The organism is Synechococcus lacustris Maggiore-St4-Slac (genome assembly GCF_024345595.1).
In the GTDB taxonomy this organism is placed as follows: Bacteria; Cyanobacteriota; Cyanobacteriia; order PCC-6307; family Cyanobiaceae; genus Synechococcus_D; species Synechococcus_D lacustris.
On record NZ_JAGQBK010000002.1, the window covers coordinates 185,296 to 202,651 of the forward strand.

A 17,356-nucleotide genomic window follows, 5' to 3' on the forward strand; every position below is an offset into this window, starting at 1 on the left:
ACATGACTGAATCCAACGACCAGATCCAGGCCCAGGACATTCCCGGCGCCGCTGATGTTCCCGCCGCTGCCGATGGGCAGGGCGATCGCCGTGGCGGCCGCCAAGGTGGTGGCGGTGAGCGCCGCGGCCGCGGGGAGAGGCGCGGCAACCGCAGAGATCAAGAACGCGATTCCGAATGGCAGGAACGGGTTGTTCAAATCCGCCGCGTTTCTAAAACCGTTAAAGGCGGTAAAAAAATGAGCTTCCGGGCCATCGTTGTAGTTGGCAACGAAAAGGGCCAAGTGGGCGTTGGCGTTGGCAAAGCCGGTGATGTGATTGGTGCCGTTAAGAAAGGCGTTGCCGATGGCAAAAAGCATCTGGTTAAGGTGCCCCTCACCCGTCACAACTCCATACCCACCATGGGAACTGGTTGTGATGGTGCAGCCAGTGTTTTGATGCGTCCCGCAGCCCCTGGTACCGGAGTAATTGCAGGCGGATCAATCCGCACGGTGTTGGAATTGGCTGGGGTTAAGAACGTTCTTGCTAAGCGCCTAGGCAGCAAAACGCCGCTCAACAATGCCCGGGCAACCATGGTGGCCCTTCGCGGGTTGCGCACCCACCAAGACACCGCCAAAGAGCGCGGTATTCCCCTAGAGCAGATCTACTCCTAACCCCATAGCCATGTCCCTAACTCTTCAAACCCTCCAGCCACAAAAAGGCTCCCGCCGCCGCAAATTGCGCAAAGGTCGCGGCATCGCCGCCGGCCAAGGCGCCAGCTGTGGTTTTGGCATGCGCGGTCAAAAATCCAGATCCGGTCGCCCCACCAGGCCCGGATTTGAAGGTGGGCAAATGCCCCTTTATCGCCGGGTGCCAAAGCTCAAGCATTTCACCCTGGTTAACCCCACCTTTTTCACAGTGCTCAATGTGGGCAAGTTGGCCCAGTTAAAAGCCGGTACGGTTGTTACGCGCGAGTCTTTAGAGGAAGCCGGGATCCTCACCAGTCCTAAGCATCCCCTTAAGGTGCTTGGCAACGGTGAACTAAAGGTAAAACTCACCGTTCGGGCTGCCGCTTTCACCGCCACCGCCCGGGAAAAGATCGAAGCCGCTGGCGGTAGTTGCGAACTGATCGACTAATTGATTATTCACCTCCTGCGTCCACCGATCCATGGTTGTTAGTAGGGGTCGCACCCCAAGCGCTGGGGAAGTAATCACCCAGTTGATTCAAGCCAAAAGTTTGAGGGATCGTGTTCTCACAACCCTTGGTCTTTTGGTGTTAGTGAGGCTTGGCATCTATATCCCAATGCCAGGGATTGATCGTGTGGCCTTTCAGCAATTCATCCAGCAGGGTGGTCAGCTGATTGGTTTCCTCGACATCTTTACCGGTGGTGGTATTTCATCTTTAGGGATTTTCGCCCTAGGCATTCTGCCTTTCATCAACGCCTCGATCATCCTGCAGTTGCTTACTGCATCCCTACCCAGCCTTGAAGATCTCCAAAAAAATGAAGGTGAGGCTGGCCGGCGCAAAATTGCCCAAATCACCCGTTACGTAGCCCTTGGCTGGGGCATTTTGCAAAGCGTGGTTTTTGCTTTGATACTGCGGCCCTATGCCGTGGAATCGGTTTCACCAACTGTATTTGTGGTGCAAACAGCCCTTGCCCTGGTTACGGGTTCAATGGTGGTGATGTGGATCTCAGAGGTAATTACCGAACGGGGCATTGGCCAAGGCGCCTCCCTGGTGATCTTTCTAAACATCGTTGCCACTTTGCCCAAGGCCCTCGGTTCAACCGTTGAGCTGGCTCAAAGCGGAGATCGAGGCACGATCGCTGGCATTCTTGTACTGGTAGTTATTTTCATAATTACGATTTTAGGGATTGTTTCTGTTCAAGAGGGCAGCAGACGCATACCCATAGTTAGTGCGAAACGCCAGGTTGGTAGCGGTGCAATGTTGCCGGAAAGGCAAAGCTACCTACCCCTGAAATTAAATGCCGGTGGAGTGATGCCAATCATCTTTGCCTCTGCCGTGATATTTCTACCCCTAACCGTGGCAAATCTCACAAAAAGTGAATTGCTTATCAAGGTTGCTGGCTACCTAAATCCAAACAGCAGTACCCCATGGGTATATGCATTGGTGTTTTTTGGCCTGATTTGCGGCTTTTCCTTCTTCTATGCCACCCTCACCCTTAATCCCCAAGACATCGCTACGAACCTAAAAAAAGGTGGTGTAGCGGTACCTGGTGTGCGGCCTGGCACTGCCACTGCCAAGTTTCTTAGTGGGGTTCAAAACAGGCTCACCCTGCTTGGTGGCCTATTCCTCGGTGCCGTAGCAATTATTCCCGCCGCCGTTGAGGGGGCCACAAATGTAAAAACTTTCCAGGGGCTTGGGGCCACATCCCTGTTAATCCTTGTGGGTGTTGCTATCGACACGGCTAAACAGGTGCAAACCTATGTGATTTCCCAGCGTTACGAAGGGATGGTGCGCCAATGAGTTTTCGCTTGCTTTTTCTTGGCCCCCCCGGAGCGGGCAAAGGAACCCAGGCCCAACTGCTCGCCTCAAACCACCAACTGCTCCATCTATCCACCGGTGATCTGCTGCGGGCGGAAGTTAAAGCTGCAAGCCCCTTGGGCCTTGAGGCTGAAGCGGTCATGAATCGGGGTGAGTTGGTGAGCGATGCCTTAGTGCTTGCAATAGTGCGCAGCCGGCTCAGCAACCACGAGGGGGGATGGCTACTTGATGGATTCCCCCGCAATCTGCCCCAAGCGGAAGCATTAGATCAACTGCTAACTGAATTAAATCAACCGCTCCACAAGGTGTTGTTGATGGAATTAAACGATGATGAATTAGTGGAGCGTTTATTAGCCCGTGGCAGGGCCGACGACAACGAAACAGTGATTCGGCATCGATTGCAGGTTTATCGCGAGCAAACCGCCCCACTAATTGATTACTACCAAGCCCGCGGCCAATTGCATGCCGTGCCGAGCACCGGTAGCATTGAAACAGTTGGCAGGGCAGTAGAAGAAGCCCTTAAGGCCGCGTGATAAGATCTTTGTTTGTGAATAGGAGAGCACACCAATGAAGGTGCGCGCCTCAGTGAAGCGCATGTGCGACAAATGCCGGGTGATTCGTCGCCACGGTCGGGTCATGGTGATCTGCACCAACCCAAAGCACAAGCAGCGCCAGGGTTAACCCCCTCCCCTAGGTCCAAGGCCTAGGGCCCGCCTCAAATTCATCACTCTCTACAACATTTCCCCAGTGGCTCGGATTATCGGCGTAGATATCCCCCGCGACAAGCGGGTGGAGATCTCCCTCACTTACATCTATGGCGTGGGTCTTACTAGGGCCCAAAAGATCCTTGCCTTGAGTGGCGTTAATCCGGATACCCGGGTTAAGGATCTGAGCGATAGCGATGTCCAGAAACTGAGGGTGGCAGCCGAAACCTTCACCCTTGAGGGTGACCTTCGCCGCCAAGAGGGCATGGCGATGAAGCGCCTCCAAGACATCGGTTGCCTGCGTGGTCGTCGTCACCGCATGGGTCTGCCTGTTCGCGGTCAACGCACCCGCACCAATGCCCGCACCCGCCGTGGTGCCCGCAAAACCGTGGCCGGCAAGAAGAAGTAATTCTTCCTGTTTGTTTGCTGCTGTTTTCACCAGTTCTGCCGCTTGGAAAAGGTTTTTCCTTGCGTCACCAGAACTTCCACTGTTCTTTGATCACCTTCCTGCACCAGCAGGCCCACCACCATGGCAAAGCCAGCCAAAAAAACAGGCCCTAAAAAGGCCAAACGCAATGTCCCTAATGGCGTTGCCCACATTCAAAGCACGTTCAATAACACGATCGTGTCGATCACAGACACGGCCGGGGAAGTGATTTCCTGGTCGTCTGCAGGGGCTAGCGGCTTTAAAGGGGCCCGCAAAGGCACTCCCTTTGCTGCCCAAACCGCCGCTGAAGCCGCTGGTCGCCGTGCCCTCGAGCAGGGCATGCGTCAAATCGAAGTATTGGTTCGTGGCCCTGGCTCAGGTAGGGAAACGGCCATCCGGGCCCTTCAGGTGGCTGGGCTCGAAATCACCTTGATTCGCGACGTAACCCCCTTACCCCATAACGGCTGTCGCCGAGCCAAGCGCCGCCGCGTTTGATCGCTTCAGTTTTGCTTTAACCGCCCTTCGCCCTTTAGATCTTCCGGCCGTGTTGCAGTTCCAAATTGACCGCGTCGACTACCAGATCGGCGAAGACCGCTCCCAAACCGGAGTGTTCGTAATCGGCCCCCTCGATCGGGGCCAAGCCACCACCCTTGGCAATTCCCTGCGCAGGGAATTGATGAGTGGTTTAGAGGGCACCGCCGTTACTGCAGTGCGCATCAGTGGTGTTAACCACGAATACGCCACGGTTCCTGGCGTTCGCGAAGATGTTCTCGACATCCTTTTGAACTGCAAGGAGCTAATCCTCAACAGCCGTAGCCGCGATACCGAAATCGGCCGCTTGGTGATGAACGGCCCCGCCCTTGTAACTGCTGCTGATCTGCAGTTCTCTTCCCAGGTTTCGGTAGTAGATAACCAAAGGCCAATCGCCACCATCGCCGAAGGCCATAGCCTCGAGCTGGAAATCCACGTGGAGCGTGGCGTGGGCTACCGCCCCGTGGAGCGCGGCTGCGAAGACACCGCCTCCCTTGATCTTCTTCAGATCGATGCGGTGTTCATGCCCGTTCGCCGGGTGAACTACACAGTGGATGAAACCGCTGTGGGTGAAGGCGGTTCCGCCCGGGAAAGGCTGCGGCTTGAGATTCAAACCAATGGCTCGATCACCCCAGACGACGCCATGGCCCAAGCAGCAAACCAGCTGATCACCCTGTTCCAACCGCTGGCCACCCTTTCCATGGTGGAAGAACCAGGCGTGGAACCTGAACCAACAGCTGAAAGTCAAATTCCGCTCGAGGAACTCAATCTTTCAGTGCGGGCCTACAACTGCCTCAAGCGAGCCCAGGTGAACTCTGTTTCAGATTTAATGGGCTTTAGCTATGAAGATCTCCTAGAGATCAAAAACTTCGGCTCCAAATCGGCAGACGAAGTTATTGAAGCCCTGGAGCGCATTGGCATCTCCCTCCCCCAAAGCCGCACCCCTGCCTAAATCCACCCATAATTTCCTCTCACCATGCGCCACCAATGTCGCGTCCCCATGCTGGGACGCCCCGCCGACCAACGCAAAGCCCTGCTTAGGGGCCTCACTACCCAATTGATCAGGGAGGGTCGCGTTACCACAACCAAAGCTCGCGCCAAGGCCCTGCGGGATGAAGCCGAACGCATGATCACCCTTGCTAAAGATGGCAGCCTTGCCTCTCGCCGTAGGGCCATGGGCTACATCTACGACAAGCAGTTGGTGCATGCCCTATTTGATAAGGCAGCCGACCGTTATGGCGACCGTAAGGGCGGCTACACCCGCATAATCCGCACCGTGCCCCGCCGTGGTGACAACGCTGTGATGGCCATTATCGAATTGGTTTGAGCCAACGCATTGCCCTTTGTGTGCAATACGACGGCAGCCATTTTTGTGGCTGGCAAAGGCAGGATGGCAAACCCACCGTGCAAGCCAGCCTTGAGCAAGCAATCAATAACCTTGATCCTCTGCCAGGGGAATTGGAGCCCACCGGCCGCAGCTTTGCCGCTGGCCGCACCGATGCCGGTGTTCATGCCGCTGGCCAGGTGGTTCATTTCGATTGCCATGGCCCCATACCTGCCGATCGCTGGGCCGCTGCCTTAAATGGTCGCCTACCCGCCAGCATTCGTGTGAGTGCTGCAGTGGTGGTAGACACCCCTTGGCATGCCTGTTTCTCAGCCAGCTACCGGCGCTACCGCTACACCATTTTAAATAGCAGGCGCCCCAACCTGTTTCTGGCCCCCTTCAGTTGGCATCGCTACCAATGGCAACTGGAAGCAGAACCGATGGCCAGGGCCTTAAACGAACTTGTTGGCACCCACGACTTTGCAGCCTTTCAAAAAGCCGGCAGCTCCAGGAGCCATAGCCGCACCACCGTAGAGGAGGTGGATTTACAACGGGAGGGTGACATTCTCAGCATCGAAATCCAAGCCACAGGCTTTTTATATGGAATGGTTCGGTTACTGATGGGTCAATTGGTGGCGGTTGGTGAGGGTCGCCTCAGCGAAGCCTGCTTTCGCAAGCGCTGGCAGGAATGCCAACGCCAGGAAGTGAAGGAAGCCGCTCCCCCCCAAGGGCTTTGCCTTCTTAGGGTTGGTTACCCGCAGCCAATATTTCCCTTAGCTGCATGGTACGATTGTCTACCGCGGTATCGGCTGGAGACTTCCGAACCGCCGCCTGTTGCCAGGCTCAACTCAAGCTCCTTATCCACCAGATCCTGCATAGCAGGGCAAACCCCGTGATTCCGGCCTGCCGGCGCGATGAACAAAACAGTAGTCCCCTCCATTGCATCCCTCGAACGCCACTGGTATGTGGTTGACGCGGAAAATAAGTGCCTCGGCCGCCTCGCCAGTGAGGTAGCCCAGGTATTGCGCGGCAAAAACAAGCCCACCTTCACGCCTCACCTGGATGCTGGTGATTTCGTGATTGTGATCAACGCCGAGAAGGTGAAGGTTACAGGCAATAAATCCAGCCAAAAGGTATATCGCCGCCATTCCGGCAGGCCCGGTGGCATGAAGGTGGAAACCTTCTCTGCCCTCCAAGGGCGCATTCCTGAAAGGATTGTGGAAACAGCCATTAAAGGAATGCTCCCCCACAACGCCTTAGGCCGTCAGTTGTTTCGCAAACTGAAGGTTTATAAGGGCACTGAGCATCCCCACGCTGCCCAGTTACCAAAACCCCTTGAGCTCAATCCCGCCGCAACCCTCAAATGACATTAAGCAATAAGCCAGTTGTGTATTGGGGCACAGGTCGCCGCAAAACCGCAGTTGCCCGTGTGCGGGTAGTTCCTGGTAGTGGCACCATCACCATCAATGGCCGCCCCGGCGATAACTACCTCAACTACAACCCCACCTACATCAGTTCCGTTCGGGCACCGTTGGAAACCCTCGGCCTGGCTAAGGAATACGACATTCTGGTGAATGTTCGTGGCGGCGGTTTAACCGGCCAAGCCGATGCCATCAAGCAGGGGGCGGCCAGGGCCTTGTGCGATCTGTCTCCCGACAACCGCAAACCACTTAAAAGTGAAGGTCACCTCAGCCGTGATCCTCGCGCTAAGGAACGTCGTAAATACGGCCTGAAGAAAGCCCGTAAAGCACCTCAATTCTCCAAACGCTAAACACAGCCATGCCAAAGGCCGATATTCATCCAACCTGGTATCCAGATGCCAAGGTGATCTGCAATGGAGAGGTGGTTATGACCACAGGCTCCACTTCTCCTGAACTACATGTGGATGTGTGGAGTGGCAACCACCCCTTCTACACCGGTACGCAAAAAATCCTTGACACCGAGGGCCGCGTTGATCGCTTCATGCGCAAATACGGCATGGGCGGCGTTAATGATGCGCCAAAAGAAACCTGATCACATCCTGAGTTCCGCCTGTTTTGGACAGCTCCTTCGTGACCGATCGGCTCGAAGCCACCTGTCGCACCTTTGAAGCCCTTGAACGCCAACTGGCTGATCCCAGCGTGGCGGCTGATCCGCAGCAACTACTGAAACTTGCAAGGGAGCGTTCCAAGCTGGAACCCCTGGTGCTTGATTACCATCAGCTGCAAAACATCACCAAGCAAAGCCTGCAGGCAAAGGAAATGCTGCGGGAATCAAGGGGTGATGCCGAAATGGAATTACTGGCCCAAGAAGAAATTCAAAATTTAGAAACAGATCGTTTATTACTTGAAGAAAAACTACGCCTAGCACTATTACCAAGCGATCCCCGCGATGAACGCAGTGTGATGCTTGAAATTAGGGCTGGTGCCGGCGGTGATGAAGCTGCCCTATGGGCAGGTGATCTAGCCAGGATGTATGAACGCTTTGCTCAAACTGAAGGCTGGCAGGTGCAACCTGTGAGCACTTCAGAAGCAGAACTTGGTGGCTTTAAAGAGCTTATTTTGGCAATTCGTGGCGATGGAGTATTTAGCCAGCTGAAATATGAAGCCGGTGTTCATAGGGTGCAACGGGTGCCAGCTACTGAATCCCAAGGCAGGGTGCACACATCAACCGCCACCGTTGCGGTAATGCCAGAGGCAGATCCTGTTGATGTTCAACTAGACCCTAAAGATTTAGAAATAAGCACCGCCCGCTCCGGTGGTGCTGGCGGCCAAAATGTAAACAAAGTAGAAACTGCCATCGACCTATTTCATAAACCAAGCGGCATCAGAGTATTTTGCACCCAAGAGCGTTCGCAAATGCAAAATAGAGAGCGGGCCTTAGAAATATTAAGGGCCAAATTATTAGCTTTGGAGATGGAAGCAGCTGCAAATGCTGAAAGCTCAGCCCGCAGGGCACAAGTTGGTAGTGGCGATCGCAGTGAAAAAATCCGCACCTACAACTACAAAGACAACCGCACTACCGACCATCGCCTGGGGCGTAATTTTCCATTGGAAACAGTGCTTCAGGGTCAACTAGCTGAAGTTATTGGTGCCTGCATTCATGCCGATCAACAAAAACAGTTAGAAGAGCTTGCCCACAATCACAATTAACTCAAGCACCGATCACATATTTACGCCATTCTTCTCTACGGCCATTGCGTATTTGACGGGTTGCTTCGAAATAGAGAGTGCTCACTGGCCGGCGCGGCACTGAACCCATAGGCATGTCGGCTTCCTTCGGGGTGCGGCTGCCTTTTCTTACATTGCAACGGATGCAGGCAGTTATCACATTTTCCCAAGTGTCTTGGCCGCCGCGGCTGCGGGGAATTACATGATCAATTGATAATTGCTCACCTTTATATCCACAATATTGACAGGTGTGGTGATCGCGTTGGAAAACATTGCGGCGTGTTAGTGGTAATTCCTTAAAGGGAACCCGCACAAATTGCCTTAATCGAATAACGGTGGGCGATAAAAAGTCTTGGCGCAGGGTTCGCTGTTCATGTTCGAGCCCCTCCGCCTTTCCCTTAAGCACCATCACCACCGCCCTGCGCCAACTGGTGATATTGAGCGGCTCGTAGGACGCATTGAGAACGAGAACGTGGCCCACGCAATGCGCCCTGGGTGCGTTCATGCTAACGAAACATCGACCCCCATCAATGTCGCTCGTGATGCATGGTCCCCAGCAACGGGCCTGGGTGGAAATCAACCGGGAAGCGATCACTCAAAACACAAGCCGCATAATCGCCTCGCTCGCAGCTGATTGCCAGTTGATGGCAGTGGTAAAAGCCGATGGCTATGGCCATGGGGCAGTAACAGTGGCCCAGGCGGCCCTTAAAGGTGGTGCCAGCAGCTTTGGCGTTGCAACCCTCGCCGAGGCCATTGAACTGCGTCAAGCCGGTATCAAGCAGCCTGTGTTGGTGCTGGGCAATCTGCTCGAGCCTGAGGAATTTCGCTGTTGCCTCTATTGGCAATTGATGCCCACCATCAGCTGCCTCCGCCAAGCGCAGGTGGCAAACCAGGTGGCAGCAACTGCAGGCACCGCCCTTGCCGTTCAACTCAAGCTTGATACGGGCATGGCCCGTCTTGGCGCCCCATGGCAGGAGGGGCCGGATTTATGGCAAGCCCTAGGCGCCATGGCTGATCTGGAACTGCATGGTTTGTATTCCCATCTGGCTGATGCTGATCAAGCCGGCAGCAGCCAAACCGATTTACAAAAGCAACGCTTTGAGCGGGTTTTAAAACAGCTAGGTGACATTCAACAAAGGCCTGGTTTTTTCCACCTGGCTAATTCGGCCGCCACCTTGGCTGATCGCAGCTTGCACTACAACCAAGTGCGGGTTGGGCTCGCGATCTACGGCCATGCACCCGCTGCCCACCTAAGCCAGAAACTAAACCTGCAAGCTGCGATGAGTGTGCGGGCCCGGGTAACCCTGATCAGGGAAGTGCCAAGCGGTGTTGGGGTGAGCTATGGCCATCGCTTCATTACAAAACGCCCCAGTCGCCTGGCCGTTTTAGGCATTGGCTATGCCGATGGTGTGGCCCGGTTGCTATCTGGACGCATGCATGTAATGGCCAAAGGCCAACGCCTACCCCAAGTTGGCAACATCACCATGGATCAAATGGTGATCGATGCCACCGACCTACCCAGCCTGCAGGAGGGGGAGGTGGTAACCCTGCTGGGGCAGGGGGAAAACGACCAAATCGGCCCTGAAATTTGGAGTGAAGCCTGTGGCACAATTCCCTGGGAAATACTTTGCAGCTTTAATCACCGCCTACCGCGGCTGCCCTCCAGCCAGGAGCACTGATAAGCTGCAAATACCGCTGGAGAGGTGGCTGAGCGGTTGAAAGCGGCTCCCTGCTAAGGAGTTACAGGGGGCAACTCTTGTCGAGGGTTCGAATCCCTCCCTCTCCGTTCCCACTAAAAAAACCTAGAGCAGATTTATCTCTTTAGGGATTCACTGAGCCTGCGCGCCAAAGCAGGCAAAAATTGGTTATCCGCTGCCCAACTGCTGCCTTCACTAAAGGCAACCAGCAGAAATGGAGCGCAATCTGGTACTTCGCAATAGGCCGCATCATGGCGCGCTTTGCTCATCCACCCGGCTTTGCTCCACAGGCAACTGCCTTCAGCTAAGCCTTCACCAAAAAAACCATCCACTTGATTTTCGGGATCGCTGAGGCGTTCAGATTTATCAAGGCTGCGGCTCAAAGCAGCACGAATTCGGGCACTCGCTAATGGTGATTGCCAAGCGCCAGCGATCACCCCATGCAATAAACGGGCCGTTACATCTGTATTAAGGCGGTTGCGATTTTCTTTATTGCTGCCATAAAACTTTTGTTCTCGGCCATAGGGGCCATCGGTCCAGGTTTTTTGACAAACATTGCAACCCTCCCATTCCGGCCATGCCAAGCCTTCAAACCATTGATTAATTAGTTGGCGCTGGCGGGCCCAACTATTGAATGGATCAGCTGGTAACTCCGAGCCGCTGCTGGTGCCTGTGAGTAGGTCAACCACAAGGGAAGTGGCATCGTTGCTGGAATCACGCAACATCGCCCCAAAGGCACGGCGTAATTCAGCGCCTTCCAGCAATAGATCCCGGGCCAACCAACTTTCAACAGCAGCGGCATAAAAAAGCTTCACCACACTTGCTGGGTAGCGAAGCTGCCGGCCAAGGTGGCTGGCTCCAGCCTGGGGCATTTGCCAAAAATCCGCCTCACTTATGGAAGCTGCTAAATCAAGGGGAGAGCTGGAATAAACCAACCAAGTAACACTCAGTTCACTCAGATCAGCAGAGGTTTGCTCTGTTAGCTCAGCCAAATTGGCCGCCAGCAGTTCCCCCAGATTTGGATCCTGGCTGTAGAACGCCATTGCATCAGCACACCGCAATGGCGACCCTAAACGCCCTGCCCGAAAATCTTGCGGCAACGCCAGAGCTGCTGCTACCCCTTAGCCGCTGGCAACTAACTCTCCCCTTAAACCTCTACAGCTCCCCCAGGGGCATGGGTTTAGCCACCCAGGCATGGCCAGGCCGCCGCTTGCAGTTGCTGGCGGAACCAGCCCAAGAGAAGCGCCGCCTGGTGCAACTAGAGGAAGATGGCTATCGCGGCTGGATTGATCCCCAGCAATTGCTTGGCAATGGGGTTAGCTGCCCGGCCCATCGCCCCAGGCTTCTAGATGCAGCGGCAATTGATGCCCTGATGCCTCAATTGCTCACAAATGCAATGGCGGCAATGGCTGTGCCAAACAATTACCTATGGGGAGGCAGCCTCGGCCCCAACTTTGATTGTTCGGGCATTGTTCAACGTTTATTTGCCGATCTCGGTGTTTGGATTCCAAGGGATGCCTATCAACAGGAACGTTTTTGCCAAGCCATAGCTGTTAATTCAAATTGCTTAAGCCTCTTAAAGCCAGGTGATCTGATCTTTTTTGGCAGCCCCCAACGCTGCAGCCATGTGGGTTTGCACCTAGGCGAGGGCAGATACCTGCACAGCTCTGGGGCCAGCCATGGCCGCAATGGCATCGGCATCGATGCGTTATGGGCTAGCGATAAGCACCCTGTTGCCTGCCATTACAGGGCTGAATTACGGGGTGCTGGCAGAGTGCAGCGCTGCCACGATGGCAGCCATCTCCCCTGAACATCCGCCGGCCGTGACCATTTCCGTGGTGATACCCCTTTTCAATGAAGAGGAGAGCCTGCCCCTACTAGTTGCCCAATTGCTTGGCACCATGCGGGGTTTTGGCGAACCATTTGAACTGGTTTTAGTAGACGACGGCTCCAGCGATGGCACCGCAAAAGTTCTAAGCCAACTCAGCAAAACCACCCCTGAATTGGTGGCCGTATTACTGCGGCGCAACTATGGCCAAACAGCGGCAATGGCTGCTGGTTTTGATGCAAGCCAAGGGGAAGAGATCGTTACCCTCGATGGTGATCTTCAAAACGACCCAGCCGATATCCCACTGATGTTGCAGAAATTACGGGAGGGTTTTGATCTGGTGAGCGGCTGGCGCCATCAACGTCAAGATGCTGCCCTTAGCCGCCTTCTGCCCTCAAAACTGGCTAACCGATTGATTGCTTCCGTTACCGATGTGCGGCTCCACGACTACGGCTGCTCCCTAAAGGCCTATCGCCGTGAAGTGTTAGCCGACATGAATCTCTACGGTGAATTGCATCGCTTTCTGCCGGCCCTGGCCTCAATTGAAGGGGCTCGGATTACAGAACTGAAGGTGAACCATCAACCCCGCCGTTATGGCAAAAGCAAATACGGCATCGATAGAACCTTTCGGGTGCTGATGGATTTGCTCACGGTGTGGTTCATGAAGCGCTTCCTCACAAGGCCCATGCATGTTTTTGGCTTCTGGGGATTACTTGCAATTGCAGCAGGCAGCCTCATGGGTTTGGTGTTGGTGGCCGAAAAGCTCTTGGGCAACAACATTGGCAACCGCCCCCTGCTCACCCTTTGCGTGTTGCTACTGCTGGCAGGGGTGCAACTTTTTTGCTTTGGCCTTCTGGGGGAACTAATGATGCGCACCTACCACGAAAGCCAAGGACGCCCTATTTATCGGATTAGAGCCACCTTGAGGGGTGCCGCAGGTTGAACTTTTATGACGCCCATGGCAAGCCAGCGAACCTGGGCAATAGAGCTCCGTACAGTCCGATGGCTGGAGCCTCGGCTCCTGATGTCCTGACAGGTGTTTTCAACCAATGACGGGAGAATTTGCCGCAGCCTGGATGCCCTCAGTGTTCATTCCACTGGTGGGAATCGGCTTGCCTGCAGTGGTTATGGCTCTGCTTTTCAATGTGATTGAGGCTCGCGACTGAGATGACTGTTACCCCCGTGGCCGACCCCTGCGTCGGCAATCTGGCCACACCGGTAAATAGCAGCTGGTTCACGAAGGCCTTCCTGAATGCCCTGCCTGCCTATCGCCCTTCCCTTTCCCCTAATCGCAGGGGCTTGGAAGTGGGGATGGCCCATGGCTTCTTCCTCTACGGACCCTTCAGCATTTGCGGCCCACTCCGCAACACCGATTACGCCGCCACCGCTGGTTTACTAGCCGCCGTTGGTTTGGTTTCAATCCTCACGGTTTGCCTCTCCATCTACGGCACCGCCGGCAGGGGACCAAACGTGCAGCCCCCTGATGCCACCATTGACAATCCCCCCGCAGACCTGTTCACCAAAGCGGGTTGGGCGGAATTTGCCAGTGGTTTTTGGCTAGGCGGCTGCGGTGGTGCAGCCTTTGCTTGGTTCTTAGCTGGCACCACCCTGGTTTCACCTCTGGTGAATATTGCCGGTGGTGTTTGGAGCGTGGGTTAAGCAAAAACTGACAAGATCGGTTAACCACCGCAGGCATTCCTGCTGATGTCGGTTTCTGATCCGTTTTTAAAGCGACCGCTGCTCACCTTGGTGCTCAGCGTGCTCGTGGTACTTGCTGGGGTGCTGAGCCTTTTGGGCATGCAGGTGGAAAACCTGCCCCCCATCGCCCCCAGCAAAGTAACCGTTAGGGCCAATTACCCTGGCGCTGGCGCTGAGGTGGTTGAGCAGGGTGTAACAACCCTGCTGGAACGCCAGCTGAACAGCCTGGAGCGGCTTGAATCGATTCGCTCCTCCAGCACCGCCAATGGGGCAAGTGTTGAACTCACTTTTAGTGAGGGAGTTGCAGATGATCGTCGCAGCTCAGAACTAAATCAAATCAATGTTCAAAACGAAGCAAACCTCGTTACACGCCAATTACCGCAATCGGTAATTCGCCAAGGTTTGCAGGTGAGGCGCACCAGCACCGATTTGCTCATGGTGCTTAGTTTTAGCGATAAAAGTAAAATATATAGCCAGCAATTCATCAGTAGCTGGGTAGATCGCTACCTGCGCGATCCCCTATTAAGGCTTCCAGGAATTGGCGAAGTTACACTCACCGGCAGCGGCAATCTTGCCTATCGGCTCTGGCTTAATCCACAACAATTAAATCGCTACCGCCTCACAATCAACGACGTTAGCGCCGCATTACAAAAAGAAAATGTATTAGCGGCACTGGGGCAGGTGGGTGATGCGCCAAGCCCTGATCGCCAGCAATACAACCTCCCCCTGCGCATGGAGGGCCGCCTGCGCAGCCAAACCGAACTCGAAAATCTAATCGTTGCTCCTTTAGCTGATGGCAATAGCGTTAGGTTGAAGGATTTAGGCAGAGTTAGCCTGGGGGATGAGAACTACAGCAGCAGCGCCCGCAACTTAAAAGGTGAGGCAACCGTTGCCCTTTCCATATATCAAAGGGATGGCAGCAACGCCCTGGAATTAAGTGAAGCGGTGCAACAACTTTTAGATCAAGTGCGCGCTGATGTGCCGCCAGGGCTTCAGATACAAACGATTGTAGATGTGGCAGATAACGTTCGCGAAAACATCCATCACGCCGTTGATGCCCTTAGGGATGCGGTTCTACTGGTGTTTTTAGTTTTACTATTAGGCTTAGGGAATTGGCGCCTAGCTGTGATAACAGCCATCGCAGTTCCGGTTTCATTGTTTGGCAGCTTTATTTTATTGCGGGGCATGGATGGCTCTATTAACACCCTCACCCTATTCGGCCTTGTTTTGGCATCTGGGGTGGTAGTTGATGATGCAATTGTTGTTAGCGAAGACATTGGCAGACGCATCGATCAAGGGGAGACGCCAAGCCAAGCGGCAGCTAATACGATGCGGGAACTTAGCGGTGCCGTAATTGCCACATCACTGGTTTTAGTGGTGGTATTTCTGCCGGTATTACTAATGCCTGGCTCCGTAGGAAAACTATATCAACCGATCGCAGTGGTAATTGGCAGTTCAATTTTAATCTCAATGCTCAACGCACTCACCTTCACACCAGTTGCATCTACGCTAATACTTTCACAAAAATTCGGGGCAGCTCCCAAACAACTTCTACCTGTACAAAATTTCATAAAACGCTGCGAAAAATGGCTGCTTAGTTTACAAAATCCATACCAGAAAGCATTGGAATTCGCCTTGAGGCAGCGGCGTTTTGTTGTTATTGGTTTATTTGCGGGCCTGCTAATTACCGGCATTGGCGTTAAGAGTATTCCCACTGGCTTCATTCCCCAAGAAGACGATGGTCAAATCCGTGGTGTGCTTGTTCTGCCTGAAGGTGCTTCCCTAAAACGTACGGAAAAAGCGATGGAGCAAATCCGTAAAGTAGTTGAGAAAGAACCATTAATACGCGTTGGTAATTTCTATGCAGGCCGTTCATTTGGTGATAGCGCTTCAAATAAAGGTGTATTTTTTCTACGGCTACAGCCATTGGATAAAAGGGGCTACGGCAAAGAACAAAGCACGGCTGCGGTTATTGAGAAACTAAATCTGCCCCTACGCAAAGCATTAAAGGGAAGCGGCCGGGTAAATCTCAGCCAGCCACCGCCGGTGCGGGGATTTGGATCAGAAGGTGGGCTTGAACTCGAATTATTGGATGTGAGTGCAGGCGGCCTAAGCCTTGGCGCCTTTGGGGAGGAGGCGCAAGACTTTATCCGTAAAGCGGAAGCCACTGGCAAATTTGAAAGGGTAAGCACTCGATTTAATCCAGATTCACCCGCCCTACAGGTGGTGCCTAATCGCGAAAGAATGGCGGCCGTTGGTGTGAACCTGCAAGATCTGGTGGCCGTGTTGGGCGAAAGTTTTGGCAGCAGTTATGTGAACGACACCTTTGAAGACGGCAGGGTGCGCCGCATCCTGATTCAGTTGGAAGCTGAAGACCGCAGCAAACCAGAGGATGTGCTGCGTTTAATGGTGCGCAATCGCAAGGGTGAATTAATCCCGGTTTCCAGCTTGGTGCGCCTTGAGCAGGCCTATGGACCCACAAGCATCAACCACAGCGAACAAAGCCGTTCCATAGCAATCCAAGCCTTGCCCAAAGCAGGCATCAGCAGTGGCCAAGCAATTGAACTGGTGCAACAGGTGCAGGCCCAGCGCAATAGCCCCATCACTGAATTGAACTTCACAGGTCTTACCCGGGAAGAACAAAAAGCCAGTGGCAGCACCTGGGGTTTATTTGGGCTTGGTTTAGCAGTGGTGTATCTACTGCTGGCAGCGCTTTATGAAAGTGCAATCGATCCATTGGTGATTCTAATCACCGTGCCTTTGGGTTTACTTGGCGTGGTGATTGGGCTTGCCAGCAGGGGATTTTTTCTTGATGTGTATGGCCAAGTGGGAATTTTGGTGCTGATTAGCCTCGCGGCAAAAAACGGGATTTTGATCGTTGAATTTGCCAATCAAAAACTGCGTGAGGGCAAAGCAGTGGAAGTGGCAATTAGGGAAGCAGCTGCCTTGAGATTGCGGCCAATCCTGCTCACTGCAGTGGCTTCACTGGCAGGGTTCCTACCACTTGTGCTTGCTAGGGGCGCAGGGGCTGCCAGCAGGGCAAGCATTGGCACCGTGGTTTTTAGCGGTTTGCTTGTTTCCACAAGCTTAAGTTTATTTGTACTGCCGGTGATCTATGAAATTGTTAAACAGTGGGAGCTGAGGGGCAAAAAAAATACTGGTTAAGAAATGGTTTAGGCGGGCTTTGATTTGGCAGGATCAAGTTAGATAGCTCCAAGCAAATGAAAGCACCAAAAAAGCTGCCTGATCACTTGAAATTTGAAGAAAGTACCCTGCGGGCTGCCGCTTCGGTTCTATTTAGACGCCTTATTGGTGGCGGGATGAAGGCAGAGGAGGCAGCGGGCTTCATTTGCGATCAGCTCAAGCAGCATTTAATCAATGAACATAAAACTGATATGGAATGCCTAAATAAATAAAAGATACTGAGAAAGGGATATAAATAAAGGCATAAAAAAACCTCCGCTGCGGCGGAGGTTTGAGATCAATCAGAATGATTAATCAGAATGGTAGTAGCAA

The 17,356-nt window shown here is 53.8% G+C and carries 23 protein-coding genes and 1 tRNA gene; 22 read left to right on the top strand and 2 right to left on the bottom strand.

The window, feature by feature from the left end; all coding sequences use genetic code 11:
- Positions 1-2: 2 nt before the first annotated feature.
- From rpsE to prfA, 14 genes are all read left to right on the top strand, one after another.
- A complete protein-coding gene (gene rpsE / locus KBY68_RS02740) occupies positions 3-650 on the top strand; it encodes a 30S ribosomal protein S5 (protein ID WP_106498666.1) in 648 nt (215 codons plus the stop codon).
- 10 nt (positions 651-660) lie between these two features.
- Positions 661-1,113, top strand: a complete 453-nt coding sequence (gene rplO, locus KBY68_RS02745) for a 50S ribosomal protein L15 (RefSeq protein ID WP_106498665.1) — start codon at positions 661-663, stop codon at positions 1,111-1,113.
- A gap of 31 nt (positions 1,114-1,144) precedes the next feature.
- Positions 1,145-2,464, top strand: coding sequence for a preprotein translocase subunit SecY (secY, locus tag KBY68_RS02750; protein WP_106498664.1), 1,320 nt, complete (start codon positions 1,145-1,147; stop codon positions 2,462-2,464).
- Positions 2,461-3,015, top strand: coding sequence for an adenylate kinase (locus KBY68_RS02755; protein WP_106498663.1), 555 nt, complete (start codon positions 2,461-2,463; stop codon positions 3,013-3,015). Before secY ends, KBY68_RS02755 begins: the two co-directional genes overlap by 4 nt.
- Before the next feature lie 34 nt (positions 3,016-3,049).
- A complete protein-coding gene (gene rpmJ, locus KBY68_RS02760) occupies positions 3,050-3,163 on the top strand; it encodes a 50S ribosomal protein L36 (protein ID WP_048018126.1) in 114 nt (37 codons plus the stop codon).
- A gap of 66 nt (positions 3,164-3,229) precedes the next feature.
- On the top strand, positions 3,230-3,595 hold the full coding sequence (gene rpsM / locus KBY68_RS02765) for a 30S ribosomal protein S13 (protein ID WP_106498662.1): 366 nt from the start codon (positions 3,230-3,232) through the stop codon (positions 3,593-3,595).
- Between the two features lie 120 nt (positions 3,596-3,715).
- Positions 3,716-4,108 carry a 30S ribosomal protein S11 gene (gene rpsK / locus KBY68_RS02770; RefSeq protein ID WP_106498661.1) on the top strand — a complete coding sequence of 131 codons (393 nt, stop codon included), beginning with the start codon at positions 3,716-3,718 and terminating at the stop codon, positions 4,106-4,108.
- A 49-nt stretch (positions 4,109-4,157) separates the two neighbouring features.
- Positions 4,158-5,096, top strand: a complete 939-nt coding sequence (locus KBY68_RS02775; RefSeq protein WP_106498660.1) for a DNA-directed RNA polymerase subunit alpha — start codon at positions 4,158-4,160, stop codon at positions 5,094-5,096.
- A 24-nt stretch (positions 5,097-5,120) separates the two neighbouring features.
- Complete coding sequence (rplQ, locus tag KBY68_RS02780) at positions 5,121-5,471, top strand: 50S ribosomal protein L17 (RefSeq protein ID WP_106498659.1); 351 nt, start codon at positions 5,121-5,123, stop codon at positions 5,469-5,471.
- A complete protein-coding gene (truA, locus tag KBY68_RS02785; protein ID WP_255095815.1) occupies positions 5,468-6,364 on the top strand; it encodes a tRNA pseudouridine(38-40) synthase TruA in 897 nt (298 codons plus the stop codon). The genes rplQ and truA overlap by 4 nt, the downstream gene beginning before the upstream one ends.
- An 18-nt stretch (positions 6,365-6,382) precedes the next feature.
- The gene (rplM, locus tag KBY68_RS02790) at positions 6,383-6,835 is read left to right on the top strand and encodes a 50S ribosomal protein L13 (protein ID WP_106498657.1); all 453 of its coding nucleotides are present in this window, start codon (positions 6,383-6,385) and stop codon (positions 6,833-6,835) included.
- A complete protein-coding gene (gene rpsI / locus KBY68_RS02795; protein ID WP_106498656.1) occupies positions 6,832-7,239 on the top strand; it encodes a 30S ribosomal protein S9 in 408 nt (135 codons plus the stop codon). The genes rplM and rpsI overlap by 4 nt, the downstream gene beginning before the upstream one ends.
- Before the next feature lie 8 nt (positions 7,240-7,247).
- Entirely contained in the window at positions 7,248-7,481 is a 234-nt protein-coding gene (rpmE, locus tag KBY68_RS02800; RefSeq protein ID WP_106498655.1) for a 50S ribosomal protein L31, read from the top strand.
- Positions 7,482-7,504: 23 nt separating this feature from the next.
- Complete coding sequence (gene prfA / locus KBY68_RS02805; RefSeq protein ID WP_106498654.1) at positions 7,505-8,599, top strand: peptide chain release factor 1; 1,095 nt, start codon at positions 7,505-7,507, stop codon at positions 8,597-8,599.
- A gap of 1 nt (position 8,600) precedes the next feature.
- On the opposite strand, the gene KBY68_RS02810 is transcribed toward prfA, so the two are convergent.
- On the bottom strand, positions 8,601-9,098 hold the full coding sequence (locus KBY68_RS02810) for an HNH endonuclease (protein ID WP_106498653.1): 498 nt from the start codon (positions 9,096-9,098) through the stop codon (positions 8,601-8,603).
- 49 nt (positions 9,099-9,147) lie between these two features.
- Between KBY68_RS02810 and alr the strand changes: the two genes are divergently transcribed.
- Together alr and KBY68_RS02820 are read left to right on the top strand one after the other, a co-directional pair.
- Positions 9,148-10,296 carry an alanine racemase gene (gene alr, locus KBY68_RS02815; RefSeq protein ID WP_255095816.1) on the top strand — a complete coding sequence of 383 codons (1,149 nt, stop codon included), beginning with the start codon at positions 9,148-9,150 and terminating at the stop codon, positions 10,294-10,296.
- Positions 10,297-10,314: 18 nt separating this feature from the next.
- A tRNA-Ser gene (locus tag KBY68_RS02820) sits at positions 10,315-10,403 on the top strand.
- A 27-nt stretch (positions 10,404-10,430) separates the two neighbouring features.
- Here the strand turns inward: KBY68_RS02820 and KBY68_RS02825 are convergent.
- Complete coding sequence (locus KBY68_RS02825) at positions 10,431-11,357, bottom strand: serine hydrolase (RefSeq protein ID WP_255095817.1); 927 nt, start codon at positions 11,355-11,357, stop codon at positions 10,431-10,433.
- A 17-nt stretch (positions 11,358-11,374) separates the two neighbouring features.
- On the opposite strand from KBY68_RS02825, the gene KBY68_RS02830 reads away from it, so the two are divergent.
- The 6 genes from KBY68_RS02830 (at position 11,375) to KBY68_RS02855 (ending at position 17,256) form a co-directional block, all read left to right on the top strand.
- The gene (locus KBY68_RS02830) at positions 11,375-12,124 is read left to right on the top strand and encodes a C40 family peptidase (RefSeq protein WP_255095818.1); all 750 of its coding nucleotides are present in this window, start codon (positions 11,375-11,377) and stop codon (positions 12,122-12,124) included.
- Positions 12,105-13,085 carry a glycosyltransferase family 2 protein gene (locus tag KBY68_RS02835; protein WP_255095819.1) on the top strand — a complete coding sequence of 327 codons (981 nt, stop codon included), beginning with the start codon at positions 12,105-12,107 and terminating at the stop codon, positions 13,083-13,085. Before KBY68_RS02830 ends, KBY68_RS02835 begins: the two co-directional genes overlap by 20 nt.
- A 106-nt stretch (positions 13,086-13,191) precedes the next feature.
- Positions 13,192-13,308, top strand: a complete 117-nt coding sequence (locus tag KBY68_RS02840; protein ID WP_106498649.1) for a photosystem I reaction center subunit VIII — start codon at positions 13,192-13,194, stop codon at positions 13,306-13,308.
- Position 13,309: 1 nt separating this feature from the next.
- Positions 13,310-13,801 carry a photosystem I reaction center subunit XI gene (locus tag KBY68_RS02845; RefSeq protein ID WP_106498648.1) on the top strand — a complete coding sequence of 164 codons (492 nt, stop codon included), beginning with the start codon at positions 13,310-13,312 and terminating at the stop codon, positions 13,799-13,801.
- A 45-nt stretch (positions 13,802-13,846) separates the two neighbouring features.
- On the top strand, positions 13,847-17,005 hold the full coding sequence (locus tag KBY68_RS02850) for an efflux RND transporter permease subunit (protein WP_255095820.1): 3,159 nt from the start codon (positions 13,847-13,849) through the stop codon (positions 17,003-17,005).
- A 56-nt stretch (positions 17,006-17,061) separates the two neighbouring features.
- Positions 17,062-17,256 carry a hypothetical protein gene (locus KBY68_RS02855; protein ID WP_255095821.1) on the top strand — a complete coding sequence of 65 codons (195 nt, stop codon included), beginning with the start codon at positions 17,062-17,064 and terminating at the stop codon, positions 17,254-17,256.
- Positions 17,257-17,356: the final 100 nt, after the last annotated feature.